This is a genomic window from Sphingomonas sp., assembly GCF_036402235.1.
Lineage (GTDB): Bacteria > Pseudomonadota > Alphaproteobacteria > Sphingomonadales > Sphingomonadaceae > Sphingomonas.
The window spans coordinates 31,119-48,224 of the sequence record NZ_DASWTG010000015.1 but is presented as its reverse complement, the minus strand read 5'-3'; the positions used below and the strand labels follow the sequence as shown (position 1 = coordinate 48,224).

The window sequence follows — 17,106 nt, the reverse complement described above, 5'->3', positions numbered from 1 at the left end:
CCGGCTATATGTGCGTCATAAGTGCAGGAGCGGCGGGATAGGGCAGCAGGTGGCAGCCGAGGCGGTGTCAGATCTGGAACGACTTGTGCGGCAATTCCGGCCGGCGCTGGTGGCGTTCTTCTCGCGGCGGGTGGCCAGCCCGGCCGAGGCCGAGGATCTGACCCAGGAGGTGTTCGTGCGGCTGGCGCAATCGAACATCGATGCGGTTGAATCGACCGAGGCCTTCATCTTCCGCGTGGCAACCAACCTCCTCCGCGACGGATCGCGCCGGGATCGCGTGCGCGCGGCCTATCGCGCCTCGTTCGAGCAGGAGGACGGGATCGGGGTCGATATCCTCGATCCGCATCGCATCGCCGCGTCGCGCGAGACGATCGGAATCCTGTGGGCGGCGATCCAGGCGCTGCCCGAGCCGACCCAGCAGATCTTCATCCTGTACCGCGTCGAGAACATCCAGAAGCAGACGATCGCGGACAATTTCGGATATAATGTGCGAACCGTCGAGAAGCATATTTCCCGCGCGCTGGTGTTCCTTGCGCGCCGTATGGGAGGCCGGGCATGATCCCGCTGACCGATGACGGCGCGCCGATGGGCTATGAGGAGCAGGCCGCCGAATGGTGCTGGCGCATCGCCGATCGCGCGCTCACCGATCCGGAGCAGGCGCAGTTCGACGCCTGGATCCGCGCCGATCCCCGTCACCAGCAGGTGTTCGACGAGATGGTGGCGGTGTGGAAGGGGACCGACACGATCGCCGAGATGCCAGGCTTCCTGTCGCTTCGCGCGAAGGCGCTGACGACGATGGAGAGCGCGCGGGATCGCGACGAGGTGTCGTCCTACGGCCGCTCAGGCTGGTTCCGCGCCTTTGCCGCTGTTGCCGCGATCCTCCTCATGGCGCTCGGCGGCTTGTGGTTCTTCGCCGATGGGGCTGACGTCTACGGCACTGGCATCGGCGAGCGGCGGATCGTGCGGCTGGAGGACGGCTCGCGCATCTCGCTCGACGCATCGAGCCGGGTAGTGGTCGCCTATTCGGACGATCGGCGCGCGCTGCGGCTCGAGCGCGGCCGCGCGAAGTTCGACGTGGCGAAGGATCCGCTGCGGCCGTTCACCGTGGCCGCGGGCAATCAGGCCGTGGTGGCAACCGGCACCGCCTTCAGCGTCGAGCTGCTGCGCGACCAGATGCGCGTGCTGCTCTACGAGGGTGAGGTCGAGGTGGTTGCCCAGCCGGTCGCCGGCCGGGTGGCCGCCGCCGCCAAGACGCCCAAGCCGGCCGGGGCGGCGCGGGCGACTGAGCAGCTGCTGCCAGGTCAGGAACTGGTCTCGAATCTGTCGTCGGGGGCCGTCAAGGTCGCGCCTGCAAAGATGGACCGTTCGCTGTCATGGGAAGACGGACGGCTCGACTTCGTCGATGAGCCGCTGGCGCGGGCGGTCGAGCGCATCAACCGCTATACCGACACGCCGATCGTCGTGGGCGACGTCGCGGCGGGCCGCCTGCTGGTGAACGGCGTGTTCGACGCGGGCGACACGCAAAGCTTCGTCCGGGGAATGACCACGCTGTTTCCGCTCTCGGCGAAGTATGAGAACAGCAAGGTCACGCTCGTCAGCGGCAGGGAACCGCTCGCTTCAAAATAGATGGGCGCGAATCCGGCATACCCGCGTCTCTAGAAACAGAGGGGCATATCAATCGACCCCCTTGAACATTGGGGGAGATGATGATGTCGCATAGGCCGTATTTGCTTTCCGGACTGGCGAGTGTTGCGTTGATTGCCAGTGCGACAGCGTCGCCGGCTTATGCGCAACAGGTCTATGATTTCGATATCCCGGCGCAGGACCTCGGCAGTGCCCTGCGCGCTTTTGCCCGGACTTCGGGCGTCCAGGTCATCTTCGACGGCAGCGCGCTACGCGGCAAGCGCAGCGCGCGCTATCGCCAGCGCGCCGCCCCCGAAGCTGCGCTGCAGACGCTGCTGCGCGGAACCGGCATGCGCTTTCGCCGCGACGGCGGCATCTATGTGATCGTTCCGGCCACCAATGCGGCGCAGCCGGCGGCCAGCGTGCCGGTGCCCACGCCGGCTCCTGCGCCGGCGCCGGTAGTGCCGCAGGATGCCGTGGCCGAGGATGACGATGAGATCATCGTGACCGCGCAGAAGCGCGAGGAGCGGATCACCGACGTTCCGATTGCGATCACCGCCCTGTCGGCAAGCGCGCTGAACGACCGCAAGATTGAGGGCGGTTCGGAGTTGTTGCGCGCGATCCCGAACGTGAATTTCTCGAAGAGCAACTTCAGCATGTACAATTTCTCGATCCGCGGGGTCGGGACCAAGGCGATCTCGGCGTCGAGCGACCCGGCGGTGGCGGTGAGCTTCAACAACACGCCGCTGGTCAGGAACCGGCTGTTCGAGTCCGAATTCTTCGACATGCAGCGGGTCGAGGTGCTGCGCGGGCCGCAGGGCACGCTCTATGGCCGCAACGCCACGGCCGGCGTGGTCAACATGATCCCGGCGCTTCCGGGTCGCGATCTGGCTGGGGAGGTGCGGCTGGAGGTCGGAAATTTCGATACGATGCGCGCGAACGCGATGCTCAACGTACCGCTCAGCGACACGCTGGGCGTGCGTCTTGCAGGCGCCTTCACCAGCCGTGAGGGGTTTGACTACAACACCTTTACCCAGCGGCGCGTCAACGGGCGTGAGTTGTGGTCGACCCGCGTGTCGGTGCAATGGGAGCCCAGCGACCGGTTTCGCGTGAACGCGATCTGGCAGCATTTCGAGGAAGACGACGACCGTTCCCGCACCGGCAAGCAACTGTGCACCAACGATCCGGGACCCGAGCGGGTCGGCAATGTCCTGGTCCCGACGCCCGGGATGCGCGGCAAGCTGAGCCAGGGCTGTCTGCCCGGGTCTCTCTATGACGATGCCGCCTATGGCGTGCCCAACGGCCGCAGCCTCGTCTATCTTCAGATTCCGGCCGGCATCGTTCTGGGCTATCAGCCGAACTACAGCCATCCCCAGTTGCGCGGCGGCCCCCTTGTCGGTGCGCTCAAGAGCGGCGATCCCTTTGCCGGTGTGACGCAATCGCGCAACCTGCGCGAAGTTTCGACGAGCTACGATCCCAAGTTCCGGGCCAAGAACGACGTGGTTCAGCTGAACCTCGAGTTCGAGCCGATGGATGGGCTGCAGATCGTGTCGCAGACCGCTTATTCGAAGGACTTTTTCTACTCGACCCAGGACTATAACCGGTTCGTCACCAACCCGATCTTCAATGATTCGTCGCAGCCGATGGTTGATTCGCTCGGGCGCTGGGTGAATACGGCTCTGCTGCCCACGCCGGGTGGCATCTATTGTGATCCCCAGCTGGGCTGTTCGGACCGTATGATGTCGGCGGACCTCAGCCGCTCGAACAACCGGCAATGGTCGCAGGAGCTGCGCGTCCAGTCCAGCTTCGACGGTCCGGTCAACTTCAACGTCGGCGTCAACTATCTCGATTTCAAATCGCAGGACGATTACTACGTCTTCAACAACATGTTCACGCTTATTGCTGACTGGTACTACAGCAAGGGCGGAACGGTGCAGAACCCATCGCTTCGGCCCTGCGATCTCGGTTTCGAAGGGCGCGAGTGTCCCTATGTCGATCGCAACCCGATCGACCGGCTCGACAACCAGGGACACAATTACTTCCTCAGCCAGAACGGCATCCGGATCAAGAGCCTGGGCCTGTTCGGCGAGCTGTACTGGAAGATCAGCAGCGATGTGAAGCTGACCCTAGGCGCGCGCTACACGCGCGACCGCAAGAGGTCCGATCAGGTGCCGAGCCAGTTGCTGCTGGGCGGTGGCACGCAGACGAGCTTTCCGGGTGATACGACCGGCGGACGCGTGAACAGCGGCTATCCCGCGCTGCCCGATATCGAGCAGGAATGGGGCGAGTTCACCGGACGCGCGGTACTCGACTGGAAGCCGAACCTGAACTTCACGGACGAGACGCTGGTCTATCTTTCCGCCGCCCGCGGGTACAAGGGCGGCGGCACCAACCCGCCGCGCGTCGACTTCAATCCGCAGGTCGTGCAGTATCAGTTCCTGCCGCAGACCTTCCGGCCCGAATTTCTCAACGCCTTCGAGATCGGCGTGAAGAACAGCTTCGACGGCGGGCGCTTCACCTTGAACGCCACCGGGTTCTTCTATGATTACAAGGATTACCAGATCTCGCAGATCGTCGATCGCATTGCGTACAACGAGAATTTCGACGCGACGACCTGGGGCCTCGAGCTTGAAACCGCCTGGCGCCCCTCCCGGGCGTTCCGCGTCGACGCCAATTTCGGCTATCTCCGGACGCGGCTTGGTAAAGGGTCGCAATCGATCGATGTGATGGACCGGACGCAGGGCAATCCGGATTGGGTGGTGCTGCGTCCCTGGGTTCAGGTTCCGTCGAACTGCATCGCGCCGCGCGTGCTGGTCGAGCGCCTGCTGCCCACTCAGAATGAGGTGGCGCTCGCGGCGCTTTGTCCGGGCGCGAACCGGATCGGAAGCTTCAACCCGGCGGTCAGCACCAAGTTCCCGCTCTACGCACTCTACGGCTTCACTTACGATCCGTTCGCGCCCTACAATCCCGCCACGGTGGGCCTGAACATCAACCAGGGCGGCAGCGGCGCGCCCAATGGCGGACGCGGCTTCTTTGCCGATGTAAGTGGCAACGAGCTGCCTAACGCGCCGCGCTGGACCGGAAATATCGGTGCCCAATACACCTTCTTCATCGATGGTGGTGATTGGGAGCTGACGTTTCGCGGTGACTATTATCGCCAGTCGAGCAGCTTTGCGCGCATCTACAACACCGAAATCGACCGGTTGAAATCTTGGGGTAACCTCAACGCGGCCGTCACGCTCGCACGTCCCGCGTCCGACCTGGTGTTCCAGTTCTACGTCAAGAACGTGCTCAACGATGCGCCGATCACGGACTTCTTCATCAACTCCGACGACACCGGGCTGACCTCGAACGTGTTCACGCTGGATCCCAGAATCTTCGGGTTCAACATCACGAAGCGCTTCTGACGTCGGATTAAGATCAATTTAAGTAAATATAAGAAGGAGTCTGGATATTTGACGAAAAATTCAAAGTTACATAAAATGTAGTTGCTAGGCGATTCGCGCTGAGCAAGAATGATATAAATAAACGCTAGGAGATGATCATGAATAAGTTGGCTAAACTCGTCATGTTCTCGTCGGCCCTTGTTGGTGCGCAGTTTGCGAGCACCGCGGCGATGGCGCAGACCGCGCCGACTGGTGTCTATTCCGGCAATGCTACTGTGGAAAAGGGCATTCAGCTGAACTGCGTCGTCGGGCTTGACGTGAATTCGACTACCCCGGGCAAGGTGCATGTCTCGCTGACTGCCGGGAATCCGTTCTGTGCCGCGCTGAGCTTCACCGGCAATCCCTACAACTACACCTATACCCCGGGCACCGGCCCCGGCACCGGGACGTTCACCGTGCATGGCGTGTACGTCAACACGATCACTGCCGGCGATTGCTCGGGCGATATCTCCGCGACCTGGGACGGGACGGAGTTCTTGATCGACACCTTCCTGCCGACCGCGACGCCGGGCACCCCGGATTGCACGATCGTGGGGTCGGCCTCGTAAGGCGAGGGTATCAATCGTCATGCCTGAGGCTATGACGTTGGAATAGGAGTGTTGGCGGGCGCACGGTTTCGTGCGCCCGCTTCGCCGCGGCCCGACGAAGGGGCGTGGCAGCTGGGCGTGGGGTGACATTGCGTGCGTATTGCGATGAGCTCGACTCGCCTCGTTTCGCTGTTCTCCATCGCCTTGCCGCTGACGTTTTGCCCCGAAGCCGGGGCACAGAATGATAAAGGGGGCGTCCGTGCGGTGGCAGACTCGAAAGAGCCTGCCCCGCCGGGCGATCTTTCGGGTCCGGACGAAATCCTCGTCGTCGGCCGGCGCTACGGCGAAGCCAAGGTGGCCGCGGAATCCGAATTCAGTGAGGAAGAGATCGCCAGCCATGGTGCCGACAGCATCCAGGATTTGCTGAGGCGTCTTCAGCCGATCATCGGCGATGGCGAAGAAGAGCCGGTCCTTCTCATCAACGGTCAACCCGCAGGTTTCGACCGTTCGATCTTGGCCTTTCCCGCCGAGGCGCTGGACCGCCTTGCCGTGCTCAAGCCAGAGGCAGCTGCGCGCTATGGTCACCCTTCCGGTCAGCGGGTCGTCAACCTGGTTCTCAAGAAACATTTTTCGAGCCTAAATGCCGATGCCGGCGCCAGCTTGGCGACGGGGGGCGGGCAATATGGTGGGAGCCTGTCTGTCGGCCGGGCGGCGATTGACGGACCGGCGCGCTGGAATGTGCAGGCGCGCGCCAGCTACGACAGCGCCCTGCGCAAGAGTGCTAGAAATATTCCCCCGCGCCCCGGCACATTTGACGGCACCGGCTATGTTTCCGCGCCTGAAGGTGGTGAGGTCGATCCGGCGCTCAGCCACCTTGCCGGAAGACCGGTCGCGACTGCCGCCATCCCGCCCGGCGCCATGTCGAAGGCGCCTCTGCTCGCCGATTTCATCGCCACTGTTGGCGACAGCCATGCGCTCGATCCGAATGAATTCGAAACACTGCTGCCATCGCGGCGCAGCATGGCGCTCGGCATCGGTTTGACCCGCCCTCTCGGATCCTTCTCGGTCTCCCTGAGCGCCGACGCCAGCCGCAGCTCAAGCCGCGCGATGCGCGGCCTACCGATGACATCGATCATCGTCCCCGCCGACAGCCCCTGGTCCCCCTTTGCCGGCGATGTGCTCTTGACGCGGCCCTTTGCGGGGGCGCGCGCGCTGCGCAGCAATACTGATTCCGAATCGATCGGCACGTCGCTGTCGTTGACGGGCATGATCGGCGATTGGCAGGCCAGCTTCTCCGCCAGCTATTCTCGAAGCTGGACGCGCAGCCTGCTCGAAAGCGGGATCGATGCCACACGCGCCCAGCAACTGCTCGATAGCGCTGATCCGGCCTTCAACCCTTATAGGCCGTGGGACGAGCGGTTACTGCTCGCGCGCCGCAATCGTTCGCGAGGCGAGAGCATCACCTCCCGACTCAACGTCAAAAGGAATGTCCTTAACCTGCCCGCCGGGCCTGTGACCGCCAACCTCTCGGTGAATGCGGGGCGTAGCCGGTCCGAGAGCCGGCAAGGGGACAATCTCGGTGGCTCCGCTGTGCGCAGCGGGTCGGCGCTCGAGCGGCTGGACGGGGCGTTCGGCCTGAGTCTGCCGCTTTCCCGTCCAGGCGAAGGGGAGATAATGTCCCTCGGAAGCCTGGACCTTGATCTGACCGCGAGCGCGCAGACGATGACGCGTAGCCGGTTGCAAAAGCGCTATGGCGGCGACCTCAACTGGTCCCCCACCCGGAACCTCCGGTTTCGGGGGTCGATCGGCCATGCCGAGACCGCGCCGTCGTTCGGGCAGCTTGACGATCCGATCGTCACGACGATCAACCGGATATTCGATTATTCGCGCGGCGAGGTCGCTGAACCGGTCTGGATAACCGGCGGAAATCCAGCGCTAGGGCGCGGCAGCCAGCAAAGCCTGGCGCTGGAGGCGATGGTGCGCCCGCTGGGCAACCAAACCGTGACACTGAACGCAGCCTACCGGCAGGACACGGCCAAAGGCGGTGTCGCTGGATTCCCCGAACTGACACCCGTCATCGAAGCGGCCTTTCCCGAACGCGTCACTCGCGATGCCGATGGGCGGCTGATCGCGGTCGATGCGCGCCCGATCAACATCGCCCGCGCGACCGATTCCGAGCTGTCCTCGAGCGTTGCATTGCGCTTTCCGGGCAAACCGGTTGCGAATGCCACGCAGCTCAGCTTTTCGCTCAGGCACCGTTGGCGGCTGAAGAGCGAATTGCTGACCCATCCGGGCGTTCCCGTGATCGATCAACTCACCCAGAGCGGCCAATCCCGTCACTCCCTGTCGTTTCAGACGACAGCCGGCCAGCGAGGTTGGGGCGCGACGTTTGGAGGGAACTGGAGCGGCGCCTCTCGTGTCGAGAATGGCGACCGGACCCTCAACACCAAGCCGCCCGTGATCTTCAACCTGACTTTGTTCGTCGAGCCCGAGCACTTGGCCGGCCAGACCCGCAAGAGTGGGTTGCTGGACAACCTGAAAATCACGCTCGCCATTCAGAACGTCTTCAACGGCTATCGCCGCGTGACGTTACAGGATGGGACCATACCCGCCGGCTTCAGCCGCGACGAGATCGATCCGCTCGGCCGGATCATCCGGCTGACGTTGCGCAAGCGGCTATAGGATTCCGCCGCGACGGATCAGCGCACCCGGGTCCACACCTTGGTCCGGCAGAAGAAGGCGACGCAGCCCTTTAGCTCGAGCCTGCCGTCGGGCAGCAGCTTGAGATAGCCCTTGCGCGCGCCGCTGCCGGTTTCCGGATCATAGACCGGCCCGCCCTGCCATTCGGCCGGGCCGCCGGTGAAGCCCTGAAGCACGACCAGACCCTTGAGCGGGCGCGTCCGCAATTTGGGGTCTGAATTGCGCTCGTCGGTCAGGCCGGGATTGGTGCGCAGCCGGGCGGCATCGATGATCCTGCCGCACAGCGCATCGCCGCAGCGATAGATCTGGACCCGCCCGCCCGCGCTGCCCGTCGCCCAGGTCCCGGTCAGATCGCGCGCAGCCGCAGGCAATGCCAGTGCGGCTAGGCCGGTGACGATCGACAGCGTGCGGATCATGCCGCAGGTTCCGGACAAGGCGGCGTGCGCGTGGACATCGGATCCCCCCAACGACAAAGGCGATGAACTTACATCAATGTAAGTAACCGGCGCCGGGCGTGCGCGCAACAGATGATTGCGCCACTGGCGGGTCGCGGGTCGCCGCTCCGCGTCTGCGAATCGGCTCGCTCTAGCTGTCAGGAAAGGACAAGGCGGCAGGTCCGCCTCGAAGCTTGTTGGTCGGGGCGACAGGATTCGAACCTGCGACCCCCACACCCCCAGTGTGATGCGCTACCAGGCTGCGCTACGCCCCGACCGAGGCACGGCCCTCTAGGCGCACAGGACAGGCGATGCAAGGGGGTAGAGATGGCCCGTTGCAGCCGGGCCACAGTCCCGGCAATGGTTGCACCTGCGCAACGCGCATGGTAGCGCGCGCCGCTTGAACGCGGGGCCTCCAGCCCCCACCATTCTGGCCAGCAGACAGGCCCGGGGAACCATGATCATCTCACCAGCATATGCACAGGCCGCGGGAAGCGCGGCGGGACAGGGCAGCGCCGCCGGATCGTTTCTGTCGATCGCGCCGCTGATCCTGATCTTCATCGCCTTCTACTTCCTGATGATTCGCCCGCAGCAGAAGCGGATGAAGACGCTTCAGGCTTCGATTGGCGGGATGAAGAAGGGTGACACGGTCGTCACCGCGGGCGGTCTGGTGGGCAAGGTGGTGTCGGTCGACGACGTCTATGCCAATGTCGAGATCGCGACCGGCGTGAAGGTCAAGGTGGTCAAGGCGACCATCGTCGAGGTCCAGCCGCTGGGCAGCGGCAAGCCGGCGAACGACTGAACATGCTCGATTTCCCGAAGTGGAAGGTCTGGGCGGTCTGGCTTTCGATCGCCGCCTGCTTCCTGCTCACGATTCCGAGCTTCGTGCCCGAGAATATGCGTGAACGCTGGCCGGGCTGGATCCCGCAGCCGTCGATCAACCTCGGCCTCGACCTTGCCGGCGGCAGCTCGATCCTGCTCGAGGCGGACACCGCCGATCTCGCGCGCACGCGGCTCGCCGCCAAGCGCGACGAGATCGAGACCGAGTTCCGCCGCCAGGATCCCCGCATCGATATCGGCGACATCTCGATGCGGGACGGCACGATCAGCTTCATGGTGCGCGATGTGGCAAAGGTGGATGCGGCGCGTGAGCGTCTGCTCCAGCTGACCGGCAGCGGCGCCGGCATGACCGGCCAGCGCGAATGGACGATCGAGGTGCGCGACGGAACGCGCTTCATCGTGACGCAGACCAACGCGGGCCTCGACCAGGCGGTCAAGCAGGCAATGGCGGACGCGCGCGAGGTGGTCGATCGCCGCATCAACGCGCTGGGCACGCTCGAGCCGACGATCGTGCTCGAAGGCCGCAACCGAATCCTCGTCGAAGTGCCGGGGCTCAAGGATCCCGAGGCGCTCAAGCAGCTGCTCGGCAAGACAGCGCGGCTCGAGTTCAAGCTGGTGGACATCACCGCCAATCCCGCCGAGATCGCCGCCGGCCGCGCGCCGATCGGCAGCGAGATCATGCCCTATCCGTCTGCGCCCACCGGACAATTTGCTCTGCCCTACGTCGCCTATCCGCAGCGCGAGGGGCAGCAGCCGATGATCGCGCTCAAGCGGCAGACGATCGTCAGCGGCGACCAGCTGATCGACGCCAAGCAGGAGTTCGACCAGAACCAGCAGGTCGTGGTCGGCTTCACCTTCAACAGCCAGGGCGGGTTCCGCTTCGGCCAGACAACGCGCGAGAACACCGGCAAGCCGTTCGCGATCATCGTCGACGGCTCGGTCATCTCTGCGCCCAACATCAACGAGCCGATCCTCGGCGGCCGCGGCCAGATCTCCGGCGGCTTCACCGTCCAGAGCGCCAATGAGCTCGCCATCGCGTTGCGCTCGGGCAAGCTGCCCGTGGCATTGAAGGTGGTCGAGGAGCGTACGGTCTCGGCCGAGCTCGGTCAGGAATCGATCGAGAAGGGCATTCTCGCCGGCGTGATCGGCACGGTGGCGCTGATCCTGTTCATGCTGTTCACCTATCTGCGCTTCGGGGTCTACACCTCGCTCGCGCTACTGGTTAACGCGGTGATGGTGTTCGGCATCATGGCGTTCTTCGGCGCGACGCTGACCTTGCCCGGCATCGCCGGCTTCGTGCTGACGATCGGCGCGGCGGTCGACGCCAACGTGCTGATCAACGAGCGCATCCGCGAGGAGCAGCGGATCCGCAACCGCGCCGCGGTCTCCGCGGTCGAGTTCGGGTACAAGGAAGCCAGCCGCGCCATCTTTGACGCGAACATCACCAACGTCATCTCCGCGGCGATCATGTTCATGTTCGGCTCCGGCCCGATCCGCGGCTTCGCGGTCGTGCTCGCCATCGGCATCGTCACTTCGGTCTTCACCGGCGTTACCTTCACCCGTCTGCTCGTCGCGGACTGGCTGAAGCGCAACCGCCCGAAGACGATCAACATTTAAGGACGGTAGGATGAACCTCCTTTCTCCGTTCGCCCTGAGCTTGTCGAAGGGCTGTTCTTCTCCCGACCCGATCGCACAAGAAAGGCAGGGCTTCGACAAGCTCAGCCCGAACGGGGTAAGGTAAGGCCATATGCGTCCCCTCAAGCTCGTACCCGACAACACCAACATCGCGTTCCTCAAATACCGGAACGTGGCGATGGCGCTGTCGCTGCTCCTGATCGCCGGTTCGATCGCGCTCTGCTTCATCAAGGGGTTCAACCTCGGCATCGACTTTGTCGGCGGCCAGCAGACGCGCGTCACCTTCACCCAGCATGTAGACATTCCAACGCTGGGCGAGCGCATCCAGGCGCTCGGCGTAGGCGAGGCGACGGTACAGCAGGTGGCGGACACCACCGAATATTCGATCCGCACCCCGCTGCCCGAGGGCGGCGAGGAAGCCGCGAACAAGGCGGCGAGCGTGATCCGCGCAGCGCTGATCAAGAATTATCCCGGCGCGCAGGTCGCTGGCGCTCAGAGCGTGTCGGGCAAGGTGTCGGAAGAGCTGTTCCGCAACGGCGCGATCAGCCTCAGCCTCGCGATGCTGGCGATCGCTCTGTACATCTGGGTCCGGTTCGAGTGGCAGTTCGGTATCGGCGCGCTGTTCGCGCTGTTCCACGACGTCGCGCTGACGCTCGGCTTCTTCGCGCTGACCCAGCTCGAATTCGACCTCAACATCGTCGCTGCGGTGCTGACGATCATCGGCTATTCGCTCAACGACACGATCGTCGTCTACGACCGGATCCGCGAGAATATGCGCAAATACCGCAAGATGGAGATGGAGGAGCTGCTCAACCTCTCTATCAACGAGACGCTGTCGCGCACCGTGGTCACCTCGCTGTCGATCGGCATCGTGCTGACCGTCCTGCTGGTGCTGGGCCCGGACGTGATCTTCGGCTTCACCGCCGCGATGCTGCTCGGCATCGTCATCGGCACCTTCTCGTCGGTCTATGTCTCGGCGGCGATCCTGCTGTGGCTCAAGCTGCGGCCCGACAGCTTTCTGCCCAAGGAAGCCGCGGGACCGAAGGGCGTGGAGGGCGCCGAGCGCGTCAGCTTCAAGGACATGCCCTGATGAAGATCGACCGGACCCGGATCGAGGGTCCGGTGGTGTCGGGCTTCTCGGGCGGCGGCTTCCGAGTCGACGACAATGTCTATCTCGGCCTGCTGCTCACGCCGAGCCGGGCCGAGGGCTGGACGCCGCCGCCGCTGGAGGATCTGACCGCGGACGCCTTTGCGCCGCTGCTGGCGATGGACCCGCAGCCCGAATTCCTGCTGCTCGGCACTGGAAGCCGGCTGCGCCGCCCGTGGCTCGCGCTCGAGGCGGCACTGCCGTTCGGGATCGAGGTGATGGACAGCCGGGCCGCGGCGCGCGCCTGGGGCGTGCTGCGCGCCGAGCTGCGCTGGATCGCGGCCGCGCTTTACCCGCTGGACTGAGCGCGCGAGGCTACTAGCCCCGATAAGTGATCGTACAGCGCGGCGGTGTTCGCTTCCCAGGTGAACCCGGCGGCAGCTGCACGCACAGCGTCGCGCGCGGGCGGAGCGGCGAGGAGTTCCCCGATCGCCGCGGCAAAAGCTGGAGCGGTGCGCCCGGCGATACGGCCCGCGGCGGGGGAGGTGACGACCTCGGCCGCGCCGCCGGCAGCGGGAATGACGATCGGCGTCCCGCTGGCCACCGCCTCGATCCAGGCATTGGCGAGCCCCTCCGAGGAGGAGGCGAGCGCCATCACATCGGCGGCAGCGAGCAGCGGCGGGAGATCGCCATGCGCGACGCTGCCGAGGAGCCTGACGCGATCCTCCAGTCCCAGCCGGGCGATCTGCGCGGCGAGGCGCGGCCGTTCGGGTCCTTCGCCCGCGATGCGCAGCTGAACGCCGGGAAGGGCGCTCACCGCGTCGATCACCATGTCGTGTCCCTTGCGCGGGATCAGCGCGCCTATCGAGACGATCAGCGGGCCGTCGATGCCGAGTGCGGCCTTTGCCGTACCCTGGTCGCGCGGCGCGAAGCGGGTGAGGTCGACCCCTGTGTGGTGTACGCGAATCCGGTCCGGCGCGATGCCGAGCGCGGCGATATCGGCCTTCATAGCCTGCGAGACGGCGAGGAGGCCGTCCGCGGCTTGTGCCGCGGCGATTACCTGCGCCGCGGTCGCCGGGGCACGTCCCCAATGGTGGATATCGGCGCCGCGTGCCTTGATCGAGACGGGAACGCCGAAGCGCCGTCCCAGCGCCACCGCGGCGGGGCCGTCGGGGAAGAAGAAGCTCGCGTCGATCACGTCGAACGGGAAGTCCCTGCGGATTCGCGACAACAGCGGCACCAGCGCGCGTGTCAGCATCGCGGCGTGGAAACGCCCGCCCGTGCCGGGCAGGTTGAGGAAGCGCGGGCGCCATGTCTCGACCCCCTTCCAGTCCTCATGCTGCGGCAGGGCGGAAAGCTGGGCGTAGCGGCCGCGATGGCCGAGCGGCCAAGGCGGCAGTCCGAGCGGCGCGACCAGCTTGAGCGCGACGTCGGGATGCGCGGCGAGGCCGAGCATCTGCCCCTCCACGAACACCCCGAAATTGGGGCGGGAAGCATCAGGGAAGAGCGAGGAGAGGGTGAGTACGCGGAGCATTGCCCGCATGCTACACCCGCCCGGGTTAAAAGCGCATTAGGTCATCGGCAGCGCACCTCGCCGGCACGGTCCGCGGTGCTGCCGATCGCCGCGCCGCCCGCGGCACCCAGAATCGTGCCCAGCGTCTTCGATCCGCCGGGCGCAAGGATGTTGCCGAGCACACCGCCGGCCAGCCCGCCGACGATCAGCCCCGCCGATCCGTCGCTGCGGCGGCAATAATAGCGCCCGTCGCGGCCGCGATAGACGCGCTCGTCACGGCCGAGGCGGCGTTCCTCGTAGCTGCCGTCGCGATAATAGCGCGGCGCATCCCAATAGTCGTCGCCGGCATAGCCGGGACGGTCATAGCCATAGTCGGTGCAAGCGCCGGTCGCGGCCATTGCCGCGGTGCTCGCTGCGATCATCCATTTCTTCATCGGGCATCTCCCCTGCCGGGATGCCCCCCAACTCGTTCCTCAAACGAAACGGGGCGCCGAAGTTTCCCTCGGCCCCCCGTCGATCCGTATTTGCGGTCTTAGCGGCAGCGGCGCTTGCTGCCGCTGCGCTCGATCTCGCGGCCCGCCACGGCACCTGCGGCGGCGCCTAGCACGGTGCCGAGCGTACGGTCACCGCGGGAATCGATCGTACGGCCAACCAGCGCGCCGGCCACACCGCCGACTACCAGGCCGGTGGTGCCGTCCGACTTGCGGCAATAGCGGCGGCCGTCGCGGCCGCGCCATTCGCGGTACGAATAGCGCTTCTTCTGCACCCCGGCCTCGGCCTGCGAGGCGGGAAGGACGACAGCGGCGGGAACCGCCAGCGAGGCGGCGCCAAGCGCCATGAGCAGGTTACGCATTGTGAAACTCCATCTCTACCTGAAACCCTGTTCCCCCAACGCCCTGTCTATCGGGCCGGTTTCATGAACGTAACATTTCATGCCATTCACACGCGATGCAGAAAGCAGAATCGATCGTCGAGGCCCTTGGGCTGGCCCCGCACCCGGAGGGCGGCTGGTATCGCGAGACGTGGCGCGCAGCGGAGCAGGGCGGGGCGCGCTCGCCCGGCACCGCGATCCTCTATCTGCTCGAGCAGGGGTGCCGCTCGCACTGGCACCGGGTGGACGCGGACGAATTGTGGCTATGGCATGCGGGCGCGTCGCTCGATCTGCTGATCGCCGACGCAAATGACGCGAATCCGGCCAGAATCATGCTTGGCGGCGACGTGGCCCGCGGCTACACGCCCCAGGCACTGGTCCCCGCGACTCGCTGGCAAGCGGCCGAAGCGGAGGACGGTTGGGCGCTGGTCAGCTGCGTCGTCGTCCCCGGCTTCGACTTTGCCGGGTTCGAGATGGCCCCGCCAGGATGGGCACCGCCCCCGCTCAGAAGCGCCTGATCCCTCCCCGTTATCCACGTTATCAACAGGCCGTATCGCGTCGATTGCGGGTTTGCGCGACTCGGAAACGATGACAGCATCATCCTTGTAAGCGGACGATGACGCGGCGAGAAATCAAAGCGAAATCAGAAGTTTACAACGGATCGAGCTGCGCAGGGTGCCTTCGGGAAACCGCATGGATCGATACGGGGACACCACCCCGGGAAACGGCCTGTCCCGCTCGCGAGAGCGGGTGGGATGGAAACGAAACGGATCGAGTGTCCAAAACGTCTCTCGCATGCTTCGGCATGGGAAGGGCGGGCCGCCAGGGCGGAAAATGCTCCCCCGGAGCATGGACAAGCCAGGCGACCGAACGCGAAGCCGACGCCTTCGGGCGGAAGTGGAGCGGGTTGTCAGGGCAGGCAGGCGCTTCGGCGCAGGTCAGGCCGGACAGCCAGACGTTCGGAACGCGAGGCCTTCGGGCTGAACCACCCGGGCGAGGCCATCGAGACACGGCGATCTTTCGGGATCGGCAACTCTGGATGACCGAAACCTCGAGGCCGGAGCCTTCGGGCAAAGGCCGAGCAAAGGACATCGAGGTGGGAAGCTGATCCTTCGGGATCACACCCGCCCCGGTGACCGGCCCCAGGGCGGTTCGCCGCCGGACGGGCAGCCCACCCGCGGCTTGCCGCTGGCGGGTCCTCCGGGCGGCTTGCCGGTCGGAGATGGCCAACGGGAGGCGTCCGCCGAGCGTTGACCAGGACGCGAGGCCCGCTTCCCTTGCCGGCGCGGGCTGAGCATGCCGCCGACATGAAGGCGCGCGCAGCCCCCTGTGGCGGGCGCGAGGCCGAAAGTCCGGCGACACGGGGGGCTGGCGGAAACGTCGGCCCCCTTTTCCGTTTGGGCGTGTCGCTGCCGCACAAGCCCCGCCGCGACCCATCTCGGCACCGCGCGCTTGGCATCGGCGGACGCAGACCTATCTTCAGCTCCATGACGATGTTCGCGCGCAACATTCAGGGTTTCCCGCTCCTGGGCTGAGCGGACCGGCTTATCGGTCCTTCGCCTGCACGTCATCGCCGGACGACAGGTCCGGCGTGCCCGTCAGCTTGAGGAACTTTCGTCATGACGTCCGAACCCAATGCGCCGGGACTGTCTCCGGCGCAAATCAACGCCTTCATCACCGACGGCTTCGTCCGCATCGACAATGCCTTTCCGCGCGACCTTGCCGAACAGGCTGCCGCCCTCCTGTGGCGCGACGCCGGGTGCGACCCCGCCGATCCGGCCAGCTGGCACGCGCCGGTGATCCGGCTCGGCCATTATGCCCAGCCGGTGTTCCGTGGGACCGCCAACACCCAGCTGCTGCATGCGGCCTTCGATCAGCTTGTCGGTCCTGGTCGCTGGCTGCCGCCGGGAGCGCTCGGAACTTTCGTCCTGCGCTTCCCTACACCCGAAGCGCCGAATGACGATGGCTGGCACATCGATGTGAGCTTCGGCACGGAAACGCCCGACTTTCTCGACTGGCGCGCCAATGTCGTCAGTCGGGGCCGGGCACTGCTGATGCTGTTCCTGTTCACCGATGTCGGGGAGGAGGACGCGCCGACCCGCATCCGCGCGGGATCGCACCGCGACATCGCGCAACGGCTGGCCCCCGCCGACGAAGTGGGGCTCACCCTGCGCGAGCTCGCCGCGGACGGCTTTGCGGCGTCGGCGCACCGGCGCGAAGTGCTGGCGACCGGGGCGGCGGGCACGGTCTATCTGTGCCACCCGTTCCTCGTCCACGCCGCGCAGCCGCATCGCGGCACGCGTCCGCGCATCCTTGCCCAGCCGCCGTTGCTCCCGGCGGTGCCGCTCGATCCGTGGCGGGCGGATGCGGCGCCCGTCGAGACGGCGATCCGCGACGCGCTAGGTTAGATGGTTTTCGGCAAGGTTGGTG

15 protein-coding genes and 1 tRNA gene are annotated in these 17,106 nt (G+C 65.5%); 11 read left to right on the top strand and 5 right to left on the bottom strand.

What is annotated here, in order from left to right; all coding sequences use genetic code 11:
- The first annotated feature begins 10 nt into the window (after positions 1-10).
- From VGD28_RS02695 to VGD28_RS02675, 5 genes are all read left to right on the top strand, one after another.
- Entirely contained in the window at positions 11-559 is a 549-nt protein-coding gene (locus VGD28_RS02695; RefSeq protein ID WP_331026790.1) for an RNA polymerase sigma factor, read from the top strand.
- Entirely contained in the window at positions 556-1,626 is a 1,071-nt protein-coding gene (locus VGD28_RS02690) for a FecR family protein (protein WP_331026789.1), read from the top strand. The genes VGD28_RS02695 and VGD28_RS02690 overlap by 4 nt, the downstream gene beginning before the upstream one ends.
- Before the next feature lie 83 nt (positions 1,627-1,709).
- A complete protein-coding gene (locus tag VGD28_RS02685; protein ID WP_331026788.1) occupies positions 1,710-5,030 on the top strand; it encodes a TonB-dependent receptor domain-containing protein in 3,321 nt (1,106 codons plus the stop codon).
- Positions 5,031-5,167: 137 nt separating this feature from the next.
- Positions 5,168-5,617 carry a hypothetical protein gene (locus VGD28_RS02680; protein WP_331026787.1) on the top strand — a complete coding sequence of 150 codons (450 nt, stop codon included), beginning with the start codon at positions 5,168-5,170 and terminating at the stop codon, positions 5,615-5,617.
- A gap of 144 nt (positions 5,618-5,761) precedes the next feature.
- On the top strand, positions 5,762-8,278 hold the full coding sequence (locus VGD28_RS02675) for a hypothetical protein (protein ID WP_331026786.1): 2,517 nt from the start codon (positions 5,762-5,764) through the stop codon (positions 8,276-8,278).
- A gap of 17 nt (positions 8,279-8,295) precedes the next feature.
- Here VGD28_RS02675 and VGD28_RS02670 read toward each other — a convergent pair whose 3' ends face one another.
- Both VGD28_RS02670 and VGD28_RS02665 read right to left on the bottom strand, forming a co-directional pair.
- Positions 8,296-8,712: a DUF2147 domain-containing protein gene (locus VGD28_RS02670; protein ID WP_331026785.1), complete on the bottom strand. Its 417-nt coding sequence runs from the start codon at positions 8,710-8,712 to the stop codon at positions 8,296-8,298.
- Between the two features lie 216 nt (positions 8,713-8,928).
- A tRNA-Pro gene (locus tag VGD28_RS02665) sits at positions 8,929-9,005 on the bottom strand.
- A 182-nt stretch (positions 9,006-9,187) separates the two neighbouring features.
- On the opposite strand from VGD28_RS02665, the gene yajC reads away from it, so the two are divergent.
- The 4 genes from yajC to VGD28_RS02645 all read left to right on the top strand — a co-directional run bounded on the left by yajC (position 9,188) and on the right by VGD28_RS02645 (position 12,657).
- Positions 9,188-9,532, top strand: coding sequence for a preprotein translocase subunit YajC (yajC, locus tag VGD28_RS02660; RefSeq protein ID WP_331026784.1), 345 nt, complete (start codon positions 9,188-9,190; stop codon positions 9,530-9,532).
- A gap of 2 nt (positions 9,533-9,534) precedes the next feature.
- Positions 9,535-11,187, top strand: a complete 1,653-nt coding sequence (secD, locus tag VGD28_RS02655) for a protein translocase subunit SecD (RefSeq protein ID WP_331026783.1) — start codon at positions 9,535-9,537, stop codon at positions 11,185-11,187.
- 130 nt (positions 11,188-11,317) lie between these two features.
- Positions 11,318-12,295 carry a protein translocase subunit SecF gene (gene secF, locus VGD28_RS02650; protein WP_331026782.1) on the top strand — a complete coding sequence of 326 codons (978 nt, stop codon included), beginning with the start codon at positions 11,318-11,320 and terminating at the stop codon, positions 12,293-12,295.
- On the top strand, positions 12,295-12,657 hold the full coding sequence (locus tag VGD28_RS02645) for an Mth938-like domain-containing protein (protein ID WP_331026781.1): 363 nt from the start codon (positions 12,295-12,297) through the stop codon (positions 12,655-12,657). The genes secF and VGD28_RS02645 overlap by 1 nt, the downstream gene beginning before the upstream one ends.
- Here VGD28_RS02645 and VGD28_RS02640 read toward each other — a convergent pair.
- The 3 genes from VGD28_RS02640 to VGD28_RS02630 all read right to left on the bottom strand — a co-directional run bounded on the left by VGD28_RS02640 (position 12,642) and on the right by VGD28_RS02630 (position 14,658).
- Positions 12,642-13,826, bottom strand: a complete 1,185-nt coding sequence (locus tag VGD28_RS02640; protein ID WP_331026780.1) for a glycosyltransferase — start codon at positions 13,824-13,826, stop codon at positions 12,642-12,644. The two genes, VGD28_RS02645 and VGD28_RS02640, sit on opposite strands and share 16 nt — an antisense overlap.
- A 41-nt stretch (positions 13,827-13,867) precedes the next feature.
- Positions 13,868-14,239, bottom strand: a complete 372-nt coding sequence (locus tag VGD28_RS02635; protein WP_331026779.1) for a hypothetical protein — start codon at positions 14,237-14,239, stop codon at positions 13,868-13,870.
- Positions 14,240-14,337: 98 nt separating this feature from the next.
- Positions 14,338-14,658 carry a glycine zipper 2TM domain-containing protein gene (locus VGD28_RS02630; RefSeq protein ID WP_331026778.1) on the bottom strand — a complete coding sequence of 107 codons (321 nt, stop codon included), beginning with the start codon at positions 14,656-14,658 and terminating at the stop codon, positions 14,338-14,340.
- A 95-nt stretch (positions 14,659-14,753) separates the two neighbouring features.
- Between VGD28_RS02630 and VGD28_RS02625 the strand changes: the two genes are divergently transcribed.
- Both VGD28_RS02625 and VGD28_RS02620 read left to right on the top strand, forming a co-directional pair.
- A complete protein-coding gene (locus VGD28_RS02625) occupies positions 14,754-15,194 on the top strand; it encodes a cupin domain-containing protein (protein ID WP_331026777.1) in 441 nt (146 codons plus the stop codon).
- Between the two features lie 1,101 nt (positions 15,195-16,295).
- Entirely contained in the window at positions 16,296-17,084 is a 789-nt protein-coding gene (locus tag VGD28_RS02620; RefSeq protein ID WP_331026776.1) for a phytanoyl-CoA dioxygenase family protein, read from the top strand.
- The last annotated feature ends 22 nt before the right edge of the window (positions 17,085-17,106 follow it).